This is a genomic window from Bifidobacterium [indicum] DSM 20214 = LMG 11587, assembly GCF_000706765.1.
Classification (GTDB): domain Bacteria; phylum Actinomycetota; class Actinomycetes; order Actinomycetales; family Bifidobacteriaceae; genus Bombiscardovia; species Bombiscardovia coryneformis.
This window is the reverse complement of record NZ_CP006018.1, coordinates 19,962-44,568: the sequence shown is the minus strand read 5'-3', so window position 1 is coordinate 44,568 and position 24,607 is coordinate 19,962. Positions and strand designations below refer to the sequence as shown.

Sequence of the window (24,607 nt, the reverse complement as noted above, 5' to 3'; positions counted from 1 at the left end):
ATAGAGCAAATCTTCACGGAATCTTCATTGCCAAATCCGCAAGAATCATCTTAGACTCGTTCCACATCCATCAGACCGGCCGGGTGAGCCGCGGATCAAACTGCAGGATTGAGCCTGGGCCGTTTCTGCAAGGAGCCGATACTCCCCGTCCGGTGAGACTTTGGGGGGACGAGCCAGGAAAACGGTGGATGTCCAGAATAATTGCCATGACGGCCCACTACGCCCGAACGGGAGCATACGTATCCATGAACACACTCAAAGCCAAGGACCTCATCAACATCGGCATCTACAGTGCCCTGTATTTCATCTGCATGGCCCTGGCCGCCTTCCTCACGGGGTTTGTGACCGGCATGATTCTGCCCGGTTTCTCGTCCATCCTCCTGCCCGGTATCGTCGGCCTGATTGCCGGACCGGTCTATATGCTCATGTCCAACAAGGTCCCCCGCTTCGGCGGCATCACCATCATGGGCATCCTGATGGGTCTCTTCTTCCTGGTCTCCGGACACTTCGCCTTCTCGTTCATCCCCTACGTGTTCTGCGGGGTCCTGGCCGACTTCCTGCAGAACGTGGTGGGCAAGGGCAAGTCCGAACCCATGCGTTACCTGAGCTACACCATATTCGCCTTCGGCAACACCGGCCCTGCCCTGCCCCTCTGGTTCATGAAGAACGCCTACGTAGCCAGCCTCGTCAGGAAGGGCAAGAACCAGGCCTACATCGATAAGGTCTTTGCACAGATCAGCACACCCACCCTGATAATCTGTGTGGTTGTCACCATCGCAGGCGCCCTGCTGGGAGCCTGGATCGGATCAATGATCGTCAAGCGCCACTTCGCGAGGATACCTGCCAAGGCATGAAAAGGATATCGATCTACAGCAAGTTCTTCCTGGTTGTCTTTGCCAACGGGCTGCTCTTTTTCACCCTGCCCGACGCATTGACCCTGGCCATCACCCTGTATTTATGCAGTTTCCAGTTTGTGGATGGCAGAATCAGGAAGGGCTTGAAGTGGGTCGGCATCACCGTCGTATTCGCGGTGGGGACCTATCTGGCATATTTGGCCCCCGAGAACCTCTTCGGCCGCTACATACTCTTCTTCTTTGTAGGCCTGGGCAAGATGCTGCCGGTCGTGATCGTAGGGGCCTACATATCCGGAACCACCAAGGTCTCCGAAATCATCTACAGCCTGCGCCGCCTGCACGTTCCCCAGTGGATAGTCATACCCACCAGCGTGCTCTTCCGTTTCTTCCCGACCGTACGGAACGACTACCGGCAGATTCGCAAGGCCATGAAGTTCAGGGGCATTGCCACCACCACCGGCGACATGGTGCGTCACCCCGTCAGAACCATGGAGTTCATCTACGTGCCGCTGCTGAGCAATGCCACCAATGTGGCATCCGACCTGGCATCGGCTGCATTGACAAGAGGACTCACCGACCCTGGCCCCAAGACCTCCCTGGTCCGGGTCAGGTTCACCCCGGCGGATGCCGCCATGTGCCTGCTGGGACTCGTCCTGATTGGAGCTGCCTTCTATGCTCTCCGGTAAGAACATCAGTTTCATCTACGAAGACGCCGTGCAACCTTCCCTGGAGCATGTCGACATGGAGGTCGGCAAGGGGCAGCTCCTGGTGATTACAGGCAAGAGCGGGTGCGGCAAGACCACCATATCCAGGATTGTCAACGGTCTGATCCCCGAGCTCTACGAGGGTGAACTTGAGGGTCACTGCCTTCTGGACGGTACCGAGACCATCGATCAGCCCATATACCAACTGTCCAGAAGGGTGGGCTCGGTATTCCAGAACCCCAAAACCCAGTTCTTCACCACCGACGTGCGCAGCGAACTGGCCTTCCCCTTGGAGAACATGGGGATGGAGCGGGAAACCATCAGCAAGCGCATGGACCAGGTGACCGCCCTCTTCGGCATCGAACGCCTGCTGGATCGCAGCATGTTCTCCCTATCGGGCGGCGAAAAACAGATGATTGCCATAGCCTCATCCTGCATGGCCAACCCCGAGCTGCTGGTCCTGGACGAACCTTCCAGCAACCTCGATGTAGAGGCCATAGAGGAGCTGACCGCCATTCTCGGCAAACTCAAGGCCCTGGGGCTGACCATCCTGGTCATCGAGCACAGGCTCTACTACCTGAGGGACCTGGCCGACAGGTTCCTGGTCATCCGTGACGGCCAGGTGGCCGGCACCTTCACCCCGGAATCCATGGCGGCCATCAGCCCCGAAGAACGCGAGCAGCTTGGCCTGCGGGCCCTGGTCCTGCCCGAGCCACACAATGCCGACAGCCCGGTATCGGCCACCGTAACGGCGACCGGTCGGAGTGAATCCAGCCTCCGGGTAACCAATCTCTCCTTCTCTTACGACCACGGACAGACCCCGGCCGTACAGATTGACGACCTGACGGTATCCAACCAGCAGATCACCGGCATCATCGGCAGAAACGGAGCAGGTAAGAGCACCCTGGCCAACCTTCTGACCGGACTGCACAAGGCCGAACACGGCAGTGAGTTCTTCCTGAACGGCAAGCGGCAGTCGACAAGGGAGCTGATAGAGAACTCCTACATGGTCTTCCAGGACGTGAACTACCAGCTCTTCTGCGAGAGCGTCCGCAAGGAGCTCCTCCTGGGTGCCAGACGGCCCGAACTCCTCGATGACGTCACCTCGGAACTGGACCTGGACGGCCTGCTTGACCGTCATCCCAACACCCTGTCGGGCGGAGAGAAGCAGCGGGTGGCCATAGCAGCGGCCATCATGGCCGACAAGCATCTGGTCATCCTGGATGAACCCACGAGCGGCCTGGATCTGTATCACATGAACCAGGTGACTCGGGCCATACGGTACATGCAGGACCGAGGCACCATAATCCTGATAATCTCCCACGATGAAGAGTTCCTCCGGCAGACCTGTCAACGCTTTCTGACCTTCCGCCAGGGCAGACTGGTGACCGACCAAAACAGTATGGAAAGCCTGATCGGCGCCCTCTAGTCATACCCTGCGACACGCCTGAACCACAGTGCTTCCCCTTGGACCTGACCACCCCTTGTGTCTACAGTTTTACAGGGGAATACCGGTATCGGGATGCGGAGCAACCATACGCTTCGGTCACCAAACCCGGCTGTCAAGGAAAAGAAGGGCACGAATGGGCTACATCGACGTCATCGGAGAAACGAAGCGGTATGTGACCGGTGCAACGACCATTGCGGCCAACAAGGACGTCACCTTCTCCATCGACAAGGGGGAACTGGTCGTCATCCTGGGAGCCTCTGGCGCAGGCAAATCGACCGTTCTGAACATCCTGGGCGGGATGGACACCTGCAGCGAGGGCCAGGTGGTCGTGGACGGCAAGGACATCGCCGGCTATGACGCCCGACAGCTGACGACCTACCGCCGCTATGACGTGGGATTCGTCTTCCAGTTCTACAACCTGGTGGCCAACCTGACCGCCCGGGAAAACGTGGAGTTGGCATCGGAGATCGTGGAAAACGCCGCCGACCCGGTCCAGACCCTGATTGATGTCGGTCTGGGTGACCGGATTGACAACTTCCCCGCCCAGCTTTCGGGCGGCGAGCAGCAGCGGGTGGCCATCGCCAGGGCCGTGGCCAAGAACCCCAAGATCCTTCTCTGCGACGAGCCCACCGGGGCACTGGATTATCGGACCGGCAAGCAGGTGCTGCGCATCCTCCAGGACCAGTGCCGCAAGCACGGCGCCACTGTGGTTATCGTCACCCACAATGCAGCCATCGCCCCCATCGCCGACCGGGTGATTCGTATGCATGACGCCCGGGTACAGTCCGTAGAGACCAACAGCAGCCCCGAAGACATCGACAACGTGGAGTGGTGAAGATGCAGACCGTCAGAAGGGTGCTCTGGCACGACATCCGCATTTCCTTCCGCAAGTCCCTGGGACGGTTCATCTCCATCGTCTGCCTGGTCGCACTAGGGTCCTTCGCCCTGGTGGGATTGAGCGTGGCCGGACCGGACATGCGGCAGGCAGGCAACGCCTACCTTTCCGAACACCACCTGGCCGATTTGACGGTCATCAGCAGCTATGGGCTGGACCAGGACGACCGAAAGGCCATAGACACCGCGCCGGGCAGCTCCGGAATCGAGTACGGCTACCTCAAGGACGTGGTCCTGAAAGGGGGCGACCAGAGCCTGCGCATCTACTCGGCCCCCAAACGAATATCCACCTACGAACTGGTGGAGGGGTCCATGCCCACCAGCCCGGACCAGATAGCCATCGATACGGCCCTGGCCGAAAGCCACCCCATCGGCACCAGCATTGAAGTGGACGAAAAGGCCGACCAGCTGGGCAGAAAGATACTCAGACACCACAGGTTCCAGGTGGTCGGGACGGTCAAATCGACCGAAATCCTGAGCAAGGTCAACATGGGGCCGTCCACCGCCGGGTCGGGATCCCTGGATTCATATGCCGTATCCACACCGGGTGCCTTCGATTCCGACGAGGTCATGATTGCCCGCCTGACCTTCAAGGACCTGGACCGGATTCAGGACCACTACTCGGACCGGTATATCAATGCACTGCAAGGTCACAAGGACGCCCTGAACAGGATTCTGTCCGATCGCCCCACGGCAAGGCTTGCCACCGTCAAACGCCCCCTCAAGGAAAAGCTGGACCAGGGGCAGGACCAGGTGAATCAGGCCAGGAGGGGGCTCGAAGGAAACCGACGACAACTGGACCAGGGCCGACAGCAACTGGACCAGGCCGCCCAGAGCCTCCTGGCAGCCAGGGACCAGATGGCATCCCAGACGGCCGAGGCCCAGGCAGCCATCGACCAAGGGCAGCGGCAGGCTGACCAGGGCCAGGCCGAACTGACTCGGCAACAGGCCATATACCAATCTTCGGCGGACCAGGTGGCCCAAGGCAGGGGGCAGGTCGACCAGGGCCAGGCGGCCATCAACCAGGGGCAGGACCAGCTTGATGCCTCCCGCCAGCAACTGGAGAACGGGAAGACCCAGGCCGACCAGGCCGTGGCCCAGATCCAGGCGGCTCAGACCCAATGCAGGCAGGGTATCACGCAGGTCACCAGCCAGATTCAGGCCGTCGACACGGAGCTGTCAGCCCCCGGGCTGACCCCCGAACAGGAGGAGAAGCTCAACCGCACGAAGGCGGAACTCCAGGCCCAGCTAGACGAGCTCAACCGTCAGTCACCCCAAATCGATGCCATGGTGGCCGAAGTCCAGGCAGGCCGCGAGGCCTTCATGTCCAACCAGTACACCCCGGGCATGGCCCAGGTCGCAGCCACCCAGCAGGAACTCGACGGGCGGCGCCAGGATCTGATTCAGGCGAGGGCAGAGGTCGAAGAGGGCGAGCGCCAGCTGGCCCAGGGGAAAACCCAACTGGACCAGGCCACCGCCCAGCTCGACCAGGGCCGGGCAAGGCTGGATCAGTCCCGGCAGACCCTGGCTGCCAGTAGGGCTTCGGCACAGGAGCAAATCGATCAGGGTCAATCCGCCTTAAACCAGAACACCGCGGATTATCAGGCCAAACTGGACCAATTCAACCGGGAGAGCCCTGAGGCCTTGAAGAAAATCGACGACTCCCAGGAGGAGCTGAACAAGTCGGCCGACCGGCTGAAGCGCATGGGGGAGCCCGTCTACGCTCTGGACTCACGCAGGGAAGCGCCCGGTTCAGAGGGCTACAAGGTCTACGTCTCCGTCTCCTTCATCGTGGATTCCCTGGCCAAGATCTTCCCCTACTTCATGTACCTGGTGGCCGCCCTGGTCACCTTCACGACCATGACCCGCTTCGTGGATGAGGAGCGAATCAACGCAGGAACACTGAAGGCCCTGGGTTATCGGGACCGCGATGTCATGGCCAAGTTCCTGGTCTACGGCGGGGTGGCCTCGGCCCTGGGTGCCATCATCGGCATCATCACCGGCCACACCCTCATGCCTTGGATTATCTACCAGGCATATTCCCCTGCCTTCGACATGCCACCCATCCACTACGGCTTCCACCTGCCAATCACCCTCCTGGCCTGCCTGCTGGCCTTCCTGAGTGCCGTGGTCCCGGCCTTCCTGAGTGCCTGGCGGGAGCTGCGCGAGAAGCCCTCCGCCCTCCTCCTGCCCAAACCGCCCAGCGCCGGATCGAAGATTCTCCTCGAACATATTCCGCTGATTTGGAATCGGCTCAATTTCACCCACAAGGTCACCGCACGGAACATATTCCGCTACAAGCAGCGGATGCTGATGACCATCTTCGGGGTCTGCGGCTCCGTGGCCCTTCTGATGACCGGGTTCGGCGTACAGGGGTCCATATCGGCCATCAACGAGCATCAGTTCGGCCAGGTGGTTCGCTACGACCTGATTGCCGCCGAGAGCAGTCAGGCCACCGCCGACCAGCAGGCCACCATCAGGAAGCGGCTGGACAGGGCCGACGTGAACGGGTCCATGAACGTCCGTTACGAGGAAATGAGCAAGACAGCAGGCCACAACGCCGACAAGCAGGCCATCACGATGCTTGCGCCGGCCTCGGTCAGCCACCTGAACGACTTCATCAACCTGGACACCCGCTCGGGTCACAAACCCCTGGACCTCACGGGCGACGGGGTGGTCATCTCCGAGCGGATAGCCCAGCTGACCGGAACCAAGGTCGGTGGGTCCATCACCCTCCAGGATTCCGGAGGCAGGGACAGAACCATGCGGGTGGATGGAATCTGCGAGATGTATCTGGGGCACTTCGTCTTCATGAGTCCGACCACCTACCAGGCCGTTTTCCACCAGGACTACTCCGCCAATGCCCACCTGGTCACCTTCAAGGATTCCAGCGTGGAGAACACCCGGAAGCAGGCCGCCTCCTTCATGCGGATCGACGGCATCCAGGGCGTGGTGCAGAACACCACCATGATGGGCCAGATCGACACAGTGGTCCGGTCCATGAACATAATCATGCAGGTGCTGATTATCGTGGCCACCCTCCTGGCCCTGGTCATTCTCTACAATCTGACCAACCTGAACGTTGAGGAGCGCATCCGCGAGCTGAGCACCATCAAGGTCCTGGGCTTCTACGACCACGAAGTGACCATGTACATCTACCGGGAAACCATCCTCCTCTCGGCCATCGGAGTCCTTGCCGGGTACGGATTCGGAGCCTGGCTCCACCACTACATCATCACCACCGTCCCGCCCGACAACATCATGTTCGACCCCTCCATCAGGTGGGTGGCCTTCGCCATTCCCCTGGTCATGATCGTGGTCATCACGGCCGCTCTGGGATGGCTGGTCAACCACAAGCTCAGAAACGTAGACATGCTGGAAGCCCTGAAGTCCGTGGATTAGACGGCACCCAGACTTTACCCATACTTGTGGCGTAAGCTTGAGCTTCTGGAATCGATATCACTGAACAGCCAAGAAGCGGGGAATCATAGTGCTGCAGATTGAACACGTCTCCAAACAGTACAAGACCGGGGATTTTGTCCAGCAGGCCCTGGATGACGTCAGCGTCAACCTGCGGGACAACGAGTTCGTGGCCATCCTGGGCCCATCGGGATCAGGCAAGACCACTCTGCTGAACATCATCGGCGGCCTGGACCGGTACGACAGCGGAGACCTGATCATCAACGGGACATCCACCAAGAAGTACAAGGACCGGGACTGGGACTCCTACCGTAACCACACGGTTGGTTTCGTATTCCAGAGCTATAACCTGATTCCCCACCAGACCATCCTCTCGAACGTGGAGCTGGCCCTGACCATTTCCGGGGTATCCCGCAAGGAACGCCATATCCGGGCGGTCAAGGCCCTGGAGCAGGTAGGCCTGGGCGAGCATGTCAACAAGCGACCCAACCAGCTCTCCGGCGGCCAGATGCAAAGGGTTGCCATAGCCCGTGCCCTGGTGAACAACCCCAGTATCCTCCTGGCCGACGAGCCCACCGGGGCACTGGACTCCGAGACCTCGGTCCAGATCATGGACCTCCTCAAGGAGGTGGCCAAGGACCGCCTGGTCGTCATGGTCACCCACAATCCGGAACTGGCCCACCAGTACGCCACACGAATCGTGGAACTGCACGACGGGGTCATTCTCAGCGATTCCAATCCTGTGGTCGAGGAAGAGGTTCCCAAGGAGCAGGCCCAGCACCGCACCTTCGGCAAGGCCTCGATGGGGCTCCTTACCTCCCTCTCCCTGAGCTTCAACAACCTGCGGACCAAAAAGGCCAGGACCCTTCTCACCTCCTTCGCCGGGTCAATCGGCATCATCGGCATAGCGCTGATCCTGTCCGTATCCACCGGCGTGAACCGGTACATCGACAACATCCAGCGTGAGACCATGACCTCCTACCCCATCACGATCCAGGAGCAGTCCTTCGACCTGAACAAGATCATGGACTCGGCCCAGGAATCCGAAAAGGAGGCCAAGTCCCACAAGGACCTCAAGGCCATATACCCCGATGATTCCAGCATCAAGGGGGCCTCGAGCCTGACCAGCAGCATCACCCAGAACAACCTGACAGGCTTCAAGAAGTACCTGGACAACCCCAAGAGCGAGATTCACCAGTACGTAGGGTCGGTGGGCATTCAGTACTCCTACGACACCAAGTTCGCTGTCTTCGGGCATGATCCCGAGGGCAAGCTGGTCTCCGCCGACAAGGTGACCATGGGTGCGCAGGACACCGGCTCCGCAGCCAGTCAGATGGCCTCCGCCAACACGAACAGCGATATGGGCGACATCCAGTCCATGCAGATGTCGCACCTGACCGGCAAGACCGACAAGAACAAGGCTCCGGAGATCTTCGGGGAGATCATGCCCGGTGCAGATGCCAAGACCACCATCAGCAAGGTGGTGACCGACAACTACCAGGTGGTTGACGGTTCCTGGCCCAAGGCCAAGGATCAGGTCGTTCTGGTGCTGGACAAGAACAACCAGATCCCCGTCACCAGCCTCTACAAACTTGGCGTCCTGCCCTCCAACCAGTACTCCGACATCATGAGCAAGCTCAACAGCGGCCAGGAGGTCGAAACCGACACCTCCCCCATCGACTACTCCAAGGTCATGCAGCAGAAGCTCTCCATGGTGCCGGCCGCAGACCAGTACGTCAAGGGTGATGACGGCCACTACCGCTACATCGGCGACAACGCGGACGAAATGGCCAAGGTAGCCGACAAGGCCATGCCCCTGCAGATCGTCGGGGTCGTCCGACCCAACGAGGACGCCAAGGCCACCCCGCTCAAGGTGGGCGTTGGATACACACGGCAACTGACCGACTACCTGATTGACCAGGCCAAGACCAGCCCCATCGTCACCGACCAGGAGGCCGACCAGGACCATAGCGTCCTGAACGGCATGGCCTTCGCCCCTGCGGACGATGCGGCCAAGGCCAGCGACGCCAAGGATTACATCGCTTCCCTTGGGGTCAGCCAGAAGGCCAGCATGGCCCAGGGCTTCATGAGTGGTTCATCGGCCGGGGTTCAGATGGGAGCCGGCTCCCAGGGATCTGCAGCCACCGCCCCGTCGGAGCAGGCCAGCGCCTCAGGTGCCATGGCCGAGCAGCAGACCGCGCAGGCCTTCGACCAGTACATCGCCACGGCCCCGCAAGATGTTCTGGTCGCCATATACAACCAGTACGTTTCCACCGGCACATACGCCGACAACCTGAGTGACTTCGGCATGGTCTCCCGGAACGCCCCCTCCCGAATCAGTATCTATACGGACAGCTTCGAGAACAAGAACTCCGTGGGTGATGCCATCAAGCACTACAACGACAAGGCCTCGGAGAAGAACAAGATTGTCTACACGGACTACGTAGGCCTGATGATGAACTCGGTGACCACCATCATCAACGTCATCACCTACGTCCTGATTGCCTTCGTGGGGGTCTCCCTGGTGGTCTCCTCAATCATGATCGGCATCATCACCTACATCTCGGTCCTGGAACGGACCAAGGAGATCGGGATTCTCCGCGCCATGGGAGCGTCCAAGCGGAACGTCTCCAACGTCTTCAATGCCGAGACCGGCATCATCGGCCTCCTGGCCGGCCTCCTGGGTGTGGGAATCACCCTCCTCCTGATAATCCCGGCCAACAGCATCATGCATCACTTCATGGGAACCACTGAAGTCAACGCAGCCCTCCCTGTCTCCGGCGGAGTGGCTCTGGTCGTTCTGAGTGTGGTCCTGACCCTGATTGGCGGCCTGATTCCCTCCCGGAAGGCAGCCAAGCAGGATCCCGCCACGGCATTGCGCACCGAGTAAGGCATGAAGACCCGATGCTGGCAATGACGGATAAGTGAATTCCCACACAGTCGGCCCCTGAGACCGCTCTTCCCGGGCTCTGGAATGCCATAATGGACCCGTGAACGAACAACTCAACCAGATGCCCAACCAAGAGGACGGGTCCGGTAAGTCAGCCCCAGGGGGGCAGCCCCTCTTCCCCGGGCGGGCCTTCATCAGCACTGTCCTGGACGTGGTCGAGAGCAAGAAGACCATGAGCGGCGATCTGACGGGGAAGTACCTCCAGCGGGCCACCGCGGCCGGCCTGTTCATAGGCATCTTCTTTACGGCCTATTTCGTCATCATGGGGCAGGCCGGTCAGAACCCGGACAACCATGGCCTGGTCCTGGCGGGGAAGGTCCTGGCCGCGACCACCTTCGGGTGGGCTCTGGTCCTAATCTACTACACCAACTCTGAACTGCTGACCTCCAACATGATGGTGGTCACCATAGGCGCCTACCACAAGCGCCTGGGCTGGCTGACATCGCTGCGAATCCTGGGCCTCTGCTTCCTGGGCAATCTGGTTGGACTCCTGATTGTGTCCGTCATCCTTCGATTCTCTTCCATCGTCAGCGGGCCGACCCTTGACCAGATGTTAACAGCGGCAGCCACCAAGACCGGCTACGTCTCGGGAGGCCCCATGGGCTTCGCCGACCTCTTCGTCCGCGGTATTCTATGCAACTTCTGCATCAACGTCGCCATGCTCATGGTGTACAACGGCAAGCTCTCCAACGACTTCACCAAGTGCACCATCATGATTGTGTCCGTCTTCGTGTTCTCCTTCTGCGGCTTCGAGCACTCTGTCGCCGATTCCGCCCTCTTCCTCACTCTCGGGGTCTTCGGGCAGGTCAATGCCTGGAAGGCCATCCTGGTAGTCATCGTGGCCATGTTGGGCAACTACGTGGGTGGTGGCATCCTGATTGGGCTGAACTTCGCCACCATGAACGACGAGAGGCATTTCAAGGCCTAGAAACGTACGGTACTCATTGCCCGTCAGAGGCGCGGATGTGCTTACAAGGGTGGGTGAAAGGACGTTCCTGAAGGAAATCGAAGCCGGCAAGCGAACCGGCGCTCAGTTCTGATGGATTCAAGGCATTGCTCGCTATTGCTGGGGAGAATGAGCGTCGCCATTTTTCAGATAGCCCTTTATGGATTAGAGTCATTGCCGCGGTAGGATATATCATCGGTCTTCTCTAACACTGCAAGGGTGGCAGTGGACGTAATCAGATGGTTCACCTAGGAATCGAGAGATGCGTATGTTTCTGTTGAAGCTTGTGGTGCGTTCCGTGGCTATTGATGTGGCATCGTGGCTGGCATTGATCGTCACTTCTGCGATTCTGGCGGTGACGGTCACTCTGGACATTGGATTGGTGGTTGCCGGTGCTAACACATCCGGCGAGGCGCAGCAGGCGTTCGTCGCGTTCGGAGGCGTGGCGTTGGGGTTCTGTGTTCTGGTGGGTCTCCTGTCGCTGATGATGGTGATTCGCGTATGTCTGGAATTGCAGCGTCGTTCCGTGGGGCTGTGGCAGTTGGCGGGCGTTCTGCCCCGGACGGTGTTCGTGGTGCTTCTTGGCGAGGTGCTTCTGGTGGGTCTACTGTCCTCCCTGCTGGGAGCGCTAGTGGCGGGACTGGTATGGTTTCCGTTCGCGCGTCTTATTTCTTCCAGCGGGCTGCCCTCGAATGACGTGCTGGCTCAACCTCTTATTCCACTCGCTCTGTGGATCGGCGCCGGATCCACGGGCGTGATCTGCGTTCTGGGCGGGCTGCTTCCGGCCAGGAGAATCGCGCGCGGCGATGTTCTGGAGGCAGTACGCGGTGACGGTCAGACATCGCGGAGTGGATTCTCTTTGCGAAAGCGCATCTTAAGAGCCGTGCTGTCAGTCGCCATTATCGCGGGCACGGCGGCGCTCTACATAGCGATAGGCCATGCGCAACCGCTTATCTCGAAGCGGGCTGTGGGAGATTTCATGACCGTGTACGCGGGTATGGGCATGCTTGTGTGCCTGGTGATCGCATGCTGCGCCACCCCTCTGATACGAGGGCTGCTCGCGCTCATCGGCCTGGGCTCCGATCGACTCGGTACTCCGTGGTTTCTGGCGGTGCGTGAAGCATCCTCGCACCCCGACCTGACCCGCGGGCTGATAATGCCCATCGGACTGGCCGGCGGCGCGGTAGGTGTGATGATGGCGTGGATCGACAAACTGAGTTCAGTGCTTTCTGGATCCGGCGAGACCGTTTCTGCGCCCCCAAAACAGATGGCGGCGCTGTTCGGCGGGGCTGTCATCATCGGATGCGTCGCCGCCTCGTCGGTCGTGTTCGCCACCATGCGCAGCAGAGGCAGGGATGCCGCGGTCCTGATCGCAGGCGGCGGCACCAGCGGACTGGTCTGGATGAAAGTCGCATGCGAGACCGTGATCTACCTGGCCCTTTCGCTCGTTGTCGCCTACGCAATCGTGTGGATCAACGAGCTGGCCATGGACCACGCATTCACCTCAGGACCGCTACCATCCGCACCGTTCACCATGCCGGGCTGGCAGTCCGCAGGAATCGTGGTTTTCGGCATGCTCTTCGTTGTCGTGATGCTCGCCGCCATCACTGCAGGAATCACCCACAGACAGGTAATCGACGTAGTTCTCGACGAAAGGTAGATCATGACATCACCATTGCTCGCAGCCTCAGGGATCCGCAAGGCCTACCACACACGGAGAGACCGTGTCGAAGTGTTACGTGGCATTGATCTGAGCGTGCACCCCGGCGAGTTCGTGGCCATCGTCGGCAGGTCCGGTTCAGGCAAGTCCACGCTGCTTTATTGCCTGTGTGGGCTGCTCAAGCCAGATTCCGGGTCCATCAGTTTGTGTGGACAGGACGTCACAGGACAATCCAACGCGCAGCTCTCACGACTACGACGCGATCACGTCGGATTCGTGTTCCAGGATCTCAACCTGGTCAGTGCACTCAACGTCGCTGACAATGTGCTCCTCCCTGCCAAGATGGCCGGCATCCACGCCTCTCGTAAGCAAGTCTATGCACTCCTGAAACAGGTGGGTCTCGACGGCATGGGACATGAGCGGACGGAAAATCTGTCGGGAGGGCAGCGTCAGCGCGTCGCCATCGCCAGGGCGCTGCTGCGCCATCCCGATATCCTATTCGCAGATGAGCCGACCGGATCGCTCGATCCTTCGACCGCGCAATCGGTCATGCATCTATTGCGACAGACCGTTACACCACGCAGCTCCCTAATCATGGTCACCCATGACCTGGAGATCGCCGCGACCGCTGACCGGGTCGTCGTGCTTTCCAACGGCATCTGCGATGATGTTCTGACCCATCCCACCGTCGAGCAGCTTTTTTGAAGTAACCCAAGAGGAAAACGACTGACCGGCTTGAGAGCAGCGTGCGCCAAAAATACTCACGCCTGAAGTAATCGATACATACATTATGACGCCTCGGTCGACGCCCTGTCAGCAGAATCATCCGCAGGCATCAGCAGGCCTATTCGCACGTCCCCGTTTGGCGATGGCCTCAGCGCATTCATAAACAGCGCAGAACGTGGGTGTTGTGGTGTTTGTGATGCGAGAGTGCCGGTTCCATCTGAGGCCGTAGGGGCGGGCGCGGAGCGGGGCAGGATGGGGACCGGTTGTCGCGGTGCCCGTCAGGATGGTGTGGGCGGGTTCCCCGCCCTTTCGGTGCGGTCCTGGTGGCTGCGCCTGTGTGGTTCTCGGTCTGTGCCCGATTGGGGGTGTGTCCCGCGGGCCGGGCGTGAGGAGTCGGGCGGGTTTGCTGCCCGGGAGGCGATGTGGTGCTGGTGGTCTGGTCTGCCGGTGTCCGGCGGGTCGGGCGGTTCGGTTGGGTCCCGCAGCGTTGTGGGTGGGGTGTGTCGGGGTATGTGGAAGGGGCCCCGTCGCGGCGTGTGCCGTGCGGGGCCCCTTGTGAGTTGTGGAGCGGCGGTGTGCTACTCTCCCACACCCTTCCGAGTGCAGTACCATTGCCGTGCTGGGTCTTAGCTTCCGGGTTCGGAATGGGACCGGGCGTCTCCCCCAGGCCATGACCGCCGCAAATTCTGTTGTACCGGCCCACTTTGAAAGGTGGGTGGGTCGTGGTGACGGTTCGGGGACCGGACGGTGGACGCGTGTTTCGTTGTCGATCGCCTGTGGCCGTTCGTGTTCATTGCCGCAGGTCTCGTTCGCAGTGGTGTCGATGCCTCCACCCCTCAAGGGGGGTGGGTGTTGTGTTGTCTTCGACCATTAGTGCCGGTCGGCTTCGCCCCTTGCGGGGTTTCCACGTCCGGTCTATCGACCATGTGTTCTGCATGGGGTCTTCAGGAACCGAGGTTCCATGGAATCCTTATCTTGGAGGGGGCTTCCCGCTTAGATGCTTTCAGCGGTTATCCCATCCGAACGTAGCCAACCGGCCGTGCCGCTGGCGCGACAACCGGCATACCAGAGGTTCGTCCACCCAGGTCCTCTCGTACTATGGGCAGGGCTCCTCAAGATTCCAACGAGCGCAGAGGATAGAGACCAAACTGTCTCACGACGTTCTGAACCCAGCTCGCGTGCCGCTTTAATCGGCGAACGGCCGAACCCTTGGGACCTGCTCCAGCCCCAGGATGCGACGAGCCGACATCGAGGTGCCAAACCATCCCGTCGATATGGACTCTTGGGGATGATCAGCCTGTTATCCCCGGGGTACCTTTTATCCGTTGAGCGATGCCGCGTCCGTACGCCGGCACCGGATCACTATCTCCGACTTTCGTCCCTGCTCGACCCGTCGGTCTCGCAGTCAAGCTCCCTTGTGCGATTGCACTCAACACCCGATTGCCAACCGGGCTGAGGGAACCCTTGGGCGCCTCCGTTACTCTTTGGGAGGCAACCGCCCCAGTTAAACTACCCGCCAGGCACTGTCCCTGACCAGGATGACTGGTCGAGGTTAGAGGCCAGATGAGGACAGAGCGGTATTTCACATTTCGGCTCCACGGATGCTGGCGCACCCGCTTCGAAGCCTCCCGCCTATGCTACACAGTCCGCACCTAACGCCAATACCAAGGTATAGTAAAGGTCCCGGGGTCTTTTCGTCCTTCTGCGCTTAACGAGCATCTTTACTCGTACTGCAATTTCGCCGAGCTCCTGGTCGAGACAGTGGGGAAGTCGTTACGCCATTCGTGCAGGTCGGAACTTACCCGACAAGGAATTTCGCTACCTTAGGATGGTTATAGTTACCACCGCCGTTTACCGGGGCTTGAATTCACCGCTGCCCCCCCGAAGGGGATGACGGATCCTCTTAACCTTCCGGCACCGGGCAGGCGTCAGTGCATATACAGCGACTTTCGTCTTCGCATGCACCTGTGTTTTTGGTAAACAGTCGCTACCCCCTGGTCTGTGCCACCCCCCTCGGCTCCGCGCGCTGGGCGCCTCACCGCAAGGGGTCTCCCTTATACCGAAGGCACGGGAGTGATTTGCCGAGTTCCTTGACCAGGATTCGCTCGATCGCTTTGGTATACTCTACCTGACCACCAGTGTCGGTTTAGGGTACGGGCGGCGACAGCCCTCGCACCGAAGCTTTTCTTGACGGAACGGCACACCGGATTCGGGGCACGAGGCCCCCCATCATCACACCTCACGCTCATGCCGGACGGATTTGCCTGCCCGACGCGCCACATGCTTGACCACGGATAACCACCACCGCGGCCCGGCTCCCGTTCCGTGTCACTCCTGTGCTACCCGCCACGCATCCACACACCGGTCCCGCACCATCGGACGGTCCGAAGACCGCCGCCCGATACAGGTAAGGGCATGCTTCCACGTCTTGGATTGGGCGGTCTGACGCCGGTAGGAGAATATCGACTCCTTCATCCATTCGACTACGCCTGTCGGCCTCGCCTTAGGACCCGACTCACCCGGGGACGACGAACGTGGCCCCGGAACCCTTGGTCATCCAGCGGACGGGATTCTGACCCGTCTCTCGCTACTCATGTCTGCATTCTCACTTCCACACGGTCCACGGCCGGCTCACGCCGCCGCTTCGCCCCATGCGGAACGCTCTCCTACCCAGTACAGTAACTGCACTGCCGCGTCTTCGGTGGTGTGCTTGAGCCCCGCTACATTATCGGCGCGGAACCACTAGACCAGTGAGCTGTTACGCACTCTTTCAAGGGTGGCTGCTTCTAAGCCAACCTCCTGGCTGTCTATGCGACTCCACATCCTTTCCCACTTAGCACACACTTAGGGACCTTAGACGACGATCTGGGCTGTCTCCCTCTCGACGACGGAGCTTATCCCCCGCCGACTCACTGCCGCGATACACCTCACACGTATTCGGAGTTTGGCTGCTGTCGGTACCCGATACGGGCCCTCAAGCATCCAGTAGCTCTACCCCATGGAGACATTGACGCGACGCTGCACCGAAATGCATTTCGGAGAGAACCAGCTATCACGGAATTTGATTGGCCTTTCACCCCTAGCCCCAGGTCATCGGCCCGGTTTTCAACCCAGGTCCGTTCGGTCCTCCACGCGGTCTTACCCACGCTTCAACCTGCCCAGGGCTAGATCATCCCGCTTCGGGTCCAGGGCACGCGACTCAAACGCCTTTTAAGACTCGCTTTCGCTACGGTTGCCCCACACGGGTTAACCTCGCCACGCACCACTGACTCGCAGACTCATTTTTCGATAGGCACGCCGTCACCCCGAAAGGCTCCGACGGATTGTAGGCACACGGTTTCAGAAACTGTTTCACTCCCCTCCCGGGGTGCTTTTCACCTTTCCCTCACGGTACTCGTACGCTATCGGTCAGACAGGTATATTCAGGCTTACCCCACGGTCGGGGCGGATTCACACGGGATTCCACGAGTCCCGCGCTACTTGGGAACAAGGATCGGCAGACGACGCGTCTTCGACTACGGGGCCATCACCCTCTACGGCCGGGAATTCAATCCCGTTCGTCTCACACGTCGTTTTATCACTGCCGCCGGGTCCGTCGGAACCCGGGCACCAAATCCCACAACACCCATGCCGCAACCCCCGACGGGTATCACACGGCACAGGTTTGGCCATCATCCGCTTTCGCTCGCCACTACTCACGGAATATCTCTTCCTGCAGGTACTGAGATGTTTCACTTCCCTGCGTACCCCCCGCACGAATGCGGTGCCAGCCCATGACGGCTGGCGGGTTTCCCCATTCGGACACCCTCGGATCAAAGCCCTGTCGGCGGCTCCCCGAGGCCTATCGCGGCCCCACGCGTCCTTCATCGGTCCTGTCTGCCAAGGCATCCACCATGCGCCCTTACCGACAACACGACCACAGGCCATGCCACGGCAACAACAACTGCGAACTGCCAGACGACAAATCATCACACTAATAGATCACAAAACGATCGACCCGAACCCACCATGTGGGCTCGGACGAAACAATACAAGCGGACGGACAGGCACAAGGCCAGCCATCCACTCGCGTCCACTATCCAGTTCTCAAACCACCACCACACCACCAGGACCCGCCACGGGACGACACCCGCACAGGAACCCGATGGGCGACAGGAACACCACCCACAAGGGTGGCGGTCCGGGAACCCAACAGCGCATCCATGCCACAGCCATTCGACCGTTCCACGCCAGCACGCCCACACCATCCGACCGACCGGCCGGACCCATGGACACGACCCCACGACCCATAAACAGGCGGGGGATTTTACTCATATCTCCGTAGAAAGGAGGTGATCCAGCCGCACCTTCCGGTACGGCTACCTTGTTACGACTTAGTCCCAATCGCGGACCTCACCTTAGACGGCTCCCCCCCAAACGGGTTGGGCCACCGGCTTCGGGTGCTGCCCACTTTCATGACTTGACGGGCGGTGTGTACAAGGCCCGGGAACGCATTCACCGCGGCGTTGCTGATCCGCGATTACTAGCGACTCCGCCTTCACGGAGCCGGGTTGCAGGCTCCGATCCGAACTGAGACCGGTTTTAAGGGATCCGCTCCATGTCGCCATGTCGCATCCCGTTGTACCGGCCATTGTAGCATGCGTGAAGCCCTGGACGTAAGGGGCATGATGATCTGACGTCATCCCCACCTTCCTCCGGGTTAACCCCGGCGGTCCCCCGTGAGTTCCCGGCATGACCCGCTGGCAACACGAGGCGAGGGTTGCGCTCGTTGCGGGACTTGACCCAACATCTCACGACACGAGCTGACGACGACCATGCACCACCTGTGAACCGGCCCCGAAGGGAAACCACGTCTCCGCGGTCGTCCGGCACATGTCAAGCCCAGGTAAGGTTCTTCGCGTTGCATCGAATTAATCCGCATGCTCCGCCGCTTGTGCGGGCCCCCGTCAATTTCTTTGAGTTTTAGCCTTGCGGCCGTACTCCCCAGGCGGGATGCTTAACGCGTTAGCTCCGACACGGAACCCGTGGAACGGGCCCCACATCCAGCATCCACCGTTTACGGCGTGGACTACCAGGGTATCTAATCCTGTTCGCTCCCCACGCTTTCGCTCCTCAGCGTCAGTAACGGCCCAGAGACCTGCCTTCGCCATTGGTGTTCTTCCCGATATCTACACATTCCACCGTTACACCGGGAATTCCAGTCTCCCCTACCGCACTCCAGTCCGCCCGTACCCGGCGCAGATCCACCGTTAAGCGATGGACTTTCACACCAGACGCGACGAACCGCCTACGAGCTCTTTACGCCCAATAATTCCGGATAACGCTTGCACCCTACGTATTACCGCGGCTGCTGGCACGTAGTTAGCCGGTGCTTATTCGAAAGGTACACTCACTCTCGCTTGCTCCCAATCAAAAGCGGTTTACAACCCGAAGGCCGTCATCCCGCACGCGGCGTCGCTGCATCAGGCTTTCGCCCATTGTGCAATATTCCCCACTGCTGCCTCCCGTAGGAGTCTGGGCCGTATCTCAGTCCCAATGTGGCCGGTCGCCCTCTCAGGCCGGCTACCCGTCGAAGCCTTGGTAGGCCATCACCCCACCAACAAGCTGATAGGACGCGACCCCATCCCATACCGGTAAACCCTTTCCCACACCATCATGCGATGATGCGGAACACCCGGCATTACCACCCGTTTCCAGGAGCTATTCCGGAGTATGGGGCAGGTTGGTCACGCATTACTCACCCGTTCGCCACTCTCACCAGACAGCAAGCTGCCTGGATCCCGTTCGACTTGCATGTGTTAAGCACGCCGCCAGCGTTCATCCTGAGCCAGAATCAAACCCTCCACAAAAAACAATGAAGAAGCCGAAACGACTCTCATAATAAATTGACGGATCCGCTTCCATAAGGAGGAAACAGACCCACGAAAAACCCCGACACCCCTCACAACGCTCCCGCGTACCCGGCAAAACCGGGCGGGCATCGGACTGGCAATCAAAAAAGCTATAAAAGTAGCACAAACACGCTCTTGAGTTCTCAAACCACCACCACACCAACAGTCTCAAGTTATCCGGGAGATTCCTTGTCGCTGTCGGGCAGCAAAAGAACAATTTACACGAACTACCTGGTTGTTGCAAATTGGTACGCTTGAGTATCGGAGAAGCTCAATCATTGCAACGGTTTTACGGCGTGTCGGCATTTTTAACGCCGCCCCTTGCAATCCGACCTTCACCTTTTCAGGAATCCCCTCTGCACTCTCCAGCGAGATTCAAACCAATATCGTCGCTTCCATATATTAGTAGATACTCCCCCATTAAATGCAAGTTACATCCGATCGACTTCCGGAACCGCTCTTAATTCAGGCACAGTTCCCTCACGACAGCGGCGAAGTGAGCAGGCTCATCCCAGTGCGGGCAGTGTCCCGAGTGTTCGAACAGCAGAAAGCGGTGTTCCGTCCGTATCGTGGCCGCATACTGCTCAACCAGCATTGCCGGAAGATGCCGGTCATACCTGCCGCTGATGAAGGTGACGGGCACACCAAAGGACGTGACCCCGCGGAAATCGACAGCTTCGAGTTCCCCGTTCAGCCGGGCTCGGGACTGCCTCACGCCTTTCTGCTGGTTGACCAGGGCACTCCAGGAATAAAAAGGGGAACGTACGTAGGCCATGGCCCGGTCCAATATGCCGAGCGCGGTTCTGGTACCGCCGCGGTCCATCAGCTCACGCACCAACATGACCAGATCGGCCTGGGAGCTCTCACTGCCCACCAACCGCTGACCCCATTTGGGCAGGGTTCCCCGACTGAGCCTCTGCCTGAGCATCAACGCCCCCTGCATGGTGACCACCTGGCCCAGGCCTATGTAGTGGCTCACCAACGAGGGGTACCTCCGCGCCATCTCCAGGCCCAGCACACTCCCCCAGGAGTGCCCGACCAGAACCAGGGAATCCTGCTGGTAGGTCTGCAGAAGAGTGAGCATGAACTGGTGGATGTCCTCGACCATGGAATCGATGGTGACCACCTCATCCAAGGCAAAGCGGTGATAGGAGAGACCGCTGCCGCACTGGTCCAGATTGATGAAGCGGAAGTCTCGTTCCAGCTCGGCATTGCACCTCATGGTCACGGGGATGCAGGCGTCGCCCGGGCCACCGTGCAGGTACAGGATAATCGGCGCCTCACGCGGGGCGGGATTCATGGAGAAGACCAGCCGGGCACCGTTGACCCCGGCCTGGTGGATGTGCGAGTGGCTCGAAACCGTAAGGCCTGACATGCCACCATTCTACCGATTCACAACCGGTTCTGCGCTTATAACCAGGTCGATCCGCGTTATGGAGCACTATTGCGCAGGTAATATGCGGACACTTCATGATGAGCAAGCAGGGATGGGCGTCCACATGCCCCGTCCTCCGCGAGCCCTTCGGCTACCACATGCAGGTTATGACGCAAAATCGACAGTTCATGTCAGGGAAGTCGTCCAGCAAGGTTTCAGCATGGTTCACTGGGGACATGGCATAAAGGCGTGTCGATGAAGCTAAAGGTCGCTCGCCCACCGTGGAGCGGATTGTCAACCTTGAACGTCTGTCTCCTATGTGACCAGGTCTGCCTCGTGCGGTCCGGTTCAGGCTTTAGCAGAGAAAAACAAGAAAGTAGCGAACATGTTCAGTATTAACCTGAGCGATGTAGTCGCAGTGCTCAAATCGCTGATACCCGAATTGGTGGTTATCGGCGTTTTCCTGGTACTGGCGATCATCATCACCATTGCGGTCAACAAGCGCACCGTCAAGAGTGTCGCCAACCGCAAGATGATTCACTCACAGTCCTGGCTGGTCACCTTCGTGGCCATCGTCGTGGCCCTGGCCACGATGCTCCTGGGCCCCCTGTCGAACCTGATCACCAAGTCGACCAACAAGCACGAACTCCAGCCGGCCACCGTCACCGCCGCGCGCGACCTTGCCAAGGACATCCAGCGCGAGTCCGTCACCATGCTCCAGAACTCGGATGAGACCCTGCCCCTGAAGGACAGCAAGGTCAACGTCTTCGGCTGGGCCTCGACCAATCCCGTCTACGGTGGCACCGGCTCGGGCTCCATGTCCCCGGACAACCCCACCACCAGCCTCCTGGACGGCATCAAGGAAGCCGGTCTGGAAACCAACACCGAACTGAGCAAGTTCTACACGGACTACCGTGAGGACCGCCCCAAGGTCGAGATGTTCGAACAGGACTGGACCCTTCCCGAGCCGACCGCCGCCAAGTACAGCAACAAGCTCATGAAGGACGCCAAGGACTTCTCCGATACCGCCATCGTGGTCATCGGTCGCGTCGGCGGCGAGGGTGCAGATCTTCCCGTCAACATGAAGTCCAAGGACCTCACCTATCACGACAACGACAAGTCCGACCCCGATTTCCAGGATGGACAGAGCTTCCTGGAGCTGTCCAAGCCCGAAAGCGACATGATCGCCAAGGTCACCGGCACCTTCGACAAGGTGGTCCTGGTCTACAACGGCGCCAACACCTTCGATCTGAACTTCGTCGGCCAGTATCCGCAGATCAAGTCCGTCCTCTGGTGCCCGCCCCCGGGACAGGCCGGCTTCACCGCCCTGGGTGAGGTGCTGAAGGGCACAACCAACCCCTCCGGCAAGACCTCCGACACCTTCGTCCGTGATCTGACCAAGACACCCACCTACAACAACTTCGGTGCCTTCACCTACACCAACATGGACGAGCACAAGGCGACCTTCGTCGGCTTCACCGGCAAGTCCGAAACCGTTACCCCCACCTTCATCAACTACAACGAAGGCATCTACGTGGGATACCGCTTCTGGGAGACAGCCGCCAAGGAAGGGCTGATCAACTACGACGAGATGGTGCAGTATCCCTTCGGTTACGGCCTCTCGTACACCAAGTTCAGCCAGAAGATGGGCAACATCAAGCACGCTGACGGCAAGATCTCCTTCGATGTGACCATTACCAACGACGGCACCAAGGCCGGACGCGACACCGTCCAGACCTACTTCGATCCCCCCTACACCGATGGTGGCATCGAAAAGGCCAGCGCCAACCTCGTCTCCTTCAAGAAGACCAAGGTCCTCAAGCCGGGACAGAGCGAAACCGTCTCCGTCAGCTTCAAGGACGAGGACATGGCCTCCTACGACGCCAACACGGCCAAGGCCTATGTGCTGGATCAGGGCGACTACGGTATCTCCATCCGCTCCGATTCCCACAGGGTCATCGAGTCCCAGAACGTCAGCATCAACAAGACCATCACCTACGACGAGAGCAATCCCCGCTCCATCGATAAGGTGGCGGCCACCAACCGTTTCGATGATGCCAAGGGCACAGTGACCTACCTGTCGCGAGCCAACCACTTCGCCAACTACGAGGATGCGGTTGCGGCCCCCAAGAGCACCGAGATGCCCGAAGAGGCCAAGGCCAACTTCTACAACAACGAGAACTACGATCCCAAGAAGTTCGACAATGACAGCGATCAGATGCCCACGACCGGGGCGAAGAACGATGTCAAGCTTTACCAGCTGCGCGACAAGAAGTACGACGACCCCATGTGGGACAAGCTGCTGGACGAGCTCACCGTCAAGGAGATGGACACCCTGATCGCCATGGGCGGCTACGGCACCCAGGCAATCAAGAGCATCGGCAAGATCGAGATGACCGACGCCGATGGTCCCGCCGCCCTGAACAACAACTTCACCAAGGTCGGATCCCTGGGCTTCCCGTCATCCACCTCCCTGGCCTGCACCTGGAACCCCGAGCTGGCCACCCGCTTCGGCGAGATGATCGGCACCATGGCCCACGACATGGATGTGGCCGGCTGGTACGCACCGGCCTTCAACATCCACCGCAGCGCCTTCTCCGGCCGTAACTTCGAGTACTTCTCGGAAGACCCGCAGATCAACGCTGTCATGGGATCCAACGAGATCGCCGGTGCCCGCTCCAAGGGTGTCTACTCCTTCATGAAGCACTTCGCCATGAACGACCAGGAGACCAACCGTAACAACATGCTGGCCACCTGGGCCGACGAGCAGACCATCCGCGAGATCTACCTGAAGCCCTTCCAGGCTGCAGTGGTCGATGGTGGCGCACAGGCCGCCATGACCGCCTTCAACTACCTCGGCAACACCTACGTGGCCGCCTATGCTCCGCTGATGCAGGATGTTCTGCGCGGCGAGTGGGGCTTCCGAGGAATGGCCCTGACCGACTACTTCGGAGTCTATGGCTACCAGAACGCCGATCAGCTGATCCGCAACGGAAACGACATCATGCTGGCCACCACCGAGGTGACCAACCATGTGAAGGATCAGAGCGCCACTTCGGTCAAGGCCATGCGTGAAGCCAGCCACAACATCCTGTACACGGCCGTGAACAGCTACAAGTACGCAGATGGCGACCCCAAGGTCCAGACCCCTGCATGGCAGATTGCCCTCTATGTGGCTCTCGCCGTCATGGCTCTGATCTTCCTCGCCCTCGAGTGCCTGGCCTTCCGCAGGTTCAACGCCCGCCGCAGTGCGGTTGACGTGCAGACCCTGACCGACATGGCCGACCAGGCCAAGGATGTCAGGATGCAGGACCCCGCCAGCGAGGAGACCACCCCCGCAGAGGATGGCCCGTCTCACGACACCATTCAGTAAGGGAAGAGCACAGCAAGGCCCGCGGGCATGAATCTGGTCAGGTAATCTGATCGGGCTCCGGGCCTGGGCTCTACTGAGGGGCGGACGACTACAAAGTCGTCCGCCCCTCTTTTTTTATCGTCACCCACATTCCCCGCCGTCTTGTCCGCTGGGCCCGTCTCACAGACGCGCCCATCCTCCTGGATTCAACGGTGGAGTCAGGTGCACCATTCATGCCGGAAAAATGACAGGTTATGCTCTGGTGATTCCAGCGTACGCAACGGTTGACGATACTGGAACTATATATGGCAGAGTTACGCGGTGGAGACACCGGTGCTGACTGTGGAAGCGATGAGGGTTCCAATCCAGGGGCTCATCTCATCAG

General features: G+C 59.8%; 11 protein-coding genes and 3 rRNA genes. 10 read left to right on the top strand and 4 right to left on the bottom strand.

Annotated features, from left to right (window positions below; genetic code table 11):
• Nucleotides 1–188 precede the first annotated feature (188 nt).
• The 9 genes from BINDI_RS00140 (at nt 189) to BINDI_RS00100 (ending at nt 13,583) form a co-directional block, all read left to right on the top strand.
• Nucleotides 189–854 carry an MptD family putative ECF transporter S component gene (locus BINDI_RS00140; RefSeq protein ID WP_237742946.1) on the top strand — a complete coding sequence of 222 codons (666 nt, stop codon included), beginning with the start codon at nt 189–191 and terminating at the stop codon, nt 852–854.
• On the top strand, nt 851–1,540 hold the full coding sequence (locus BINDI_RS00135; protein ID WP_052109078.1) for an energy-coupling factor transporter transmembrane component T: 690 nt from the start codon (nt 851–853) through the stop codon (nt 1,538–1,540). The genes BINDI_RS00140 and BINDI_RS00135 overlap by 4 nt, the downstream gene beginning before the upstream one ends.
• Nucleotides 1,512–2,987, top strand: coding sequence for an ABC transporter ATP-binding protein (locus BINDI_RS00130; RefSeq protein ID WP_160229834.1), 1,476 nt, complete (start codon nt 1,512–1,514; stop codon nt 2,985–2,987). The genes BINDI_RS00135 and BINDI_RS00130 overlap by 29 nt, the downstream gene beginning before the upstream one ends.
• A gap of 154 nt (nt 2,988–3,141) precedes the next feature.
• The gene (locus BINDI_RS00125) at nt 3,142–3,843 is read left to right on the top strand and encodes an ABC transporter ATP-binding protein (RefSeq protein WP_033491531.1); all 702 of its coding nucleotides are present in this window, start codon (nt 3,142–3,144) and stop codon (nt 3,841–3,843) included.
• Nucleotides 3,844–3,845: 2 nt separating this feature from the next.
• Complete coding sequence (locus BINDI_RS00120) at nt 3,846–7,304, top strand: FtsX-like permease family protein (protein WP_033491533.1); 3,459 nt, start codon at nt 3,846–3,848, stop codon at nt 7,302–7,304.
• Between the two features lie 88 nt (nt 7,305–7,392).
• Nucleotides 7,393–10,212: an ABC transporter ATP-binding protein/permease gene (locus BINDI_RS00115; protein WP_033491535.1), complete on the top strand. Its 2,820-nt coding sequence runs from the start codon at nt 7,393–7,395 to the stop codon at nt 10,210–10,212.
• Between the two features lie 100 nt (nt 10,213–10,312).
• Nucleotides 10,313–11,200, top strand: coding sequence for a formate/nitrite transporter family protein (locus BINDI_RS00110; protein ID WP_231570880.1), 888 nt, complete (start codon nt 10,313–10,315; stop codon nt 11,198–11,200).
• A 286-nt stretch (nt 11,201–11,486) separates the two neighbouring features.
• Complete coding sequence (locus BINDI_RS00105) at nt 11,487–12,878, top strand: FtsX-like permease family protein (protein WP_033491551.1); 1,392 nt, start codon at nt 11,487–11,489, stop codon at nt 12,876–12,878.
• A gap of 3 nt (nt 12,879–12,881) precedes the next feature.
• Nucleotides 12,882–13,583 carry an ABC transporter ATP-binding protein gene (locus BINDI_RS00100; protein WP_033491537.1) on the top strand — a complete coding sequence of 234 codons (702 nt, stop codon included), beginning with the start codon at nt 12,882–12,884 and terminating at the stop codon, nt 13,581–13,583.
• A 586-nt stretch (nt 13,584–14,169) separates the two neighbouring features.
• Here BINDI_RS00100 and rrf read toward each other — a convergent pair.
• From rrf to BINDI_RS00080, 4 genes are all read right to left on the bottom strand, one after another.
• Nucleotides 14,170–14,286: ribosomal RNA gene (rrf, locus tag BINDI_RS00095) — 5S ribosomal RNA — on the bottom strand.
• A 169-nt stretch (nt 14,287–14,455) separates the two neighbouring features.
• Nucleotides 14,456–17,519, bottom strand: a 23S ribosomal RNA gene (locus BINDI_RS00090).
• A gap of 409 nt (nt 17,520–17,928) precedes the next feature.
• Nucleotides 17,929–19,453 (bottom strand): 16S ribosomal RNA (locus BINDI_RS00085).
• Together the 16S, 23S and 5S rRNA genes form the textbook arrangement of a ribosomal RNA operon.
• Before the next feature lie 502 nt (nt 19,454–19,955).
• Nucleotides 19,956–20,870, bottom strand: a complete 915-nt coding sequence (locus BINDI_RS00080; protein ID WP_033491020.1) for an alpha/beta fold hydrolase — start codon at nt 20,868–20,870, stop codon at nt 19,956–19,958.
• Between the two features lie 385 nt (nt 20,871–21,255).
• Between BINDI_RS00080 and BINDI_RS00075 the strand changes: the two genes are divergently transcribed.
• Nucleotides 21,256–24,243 (top strand): glycoside hydrolase family 3 protein, encoded by a 2,988-nt coding sequence (locus BINDI_RS00075; RefSeq protein ID WP_081830712.1) that lies wholly within the window; start codon nt 21,256–21,258, stop codon nt 24,241–24,243.
• Nucleotides 24,244–24,607 lie beyond the last annotated feature (364 nt).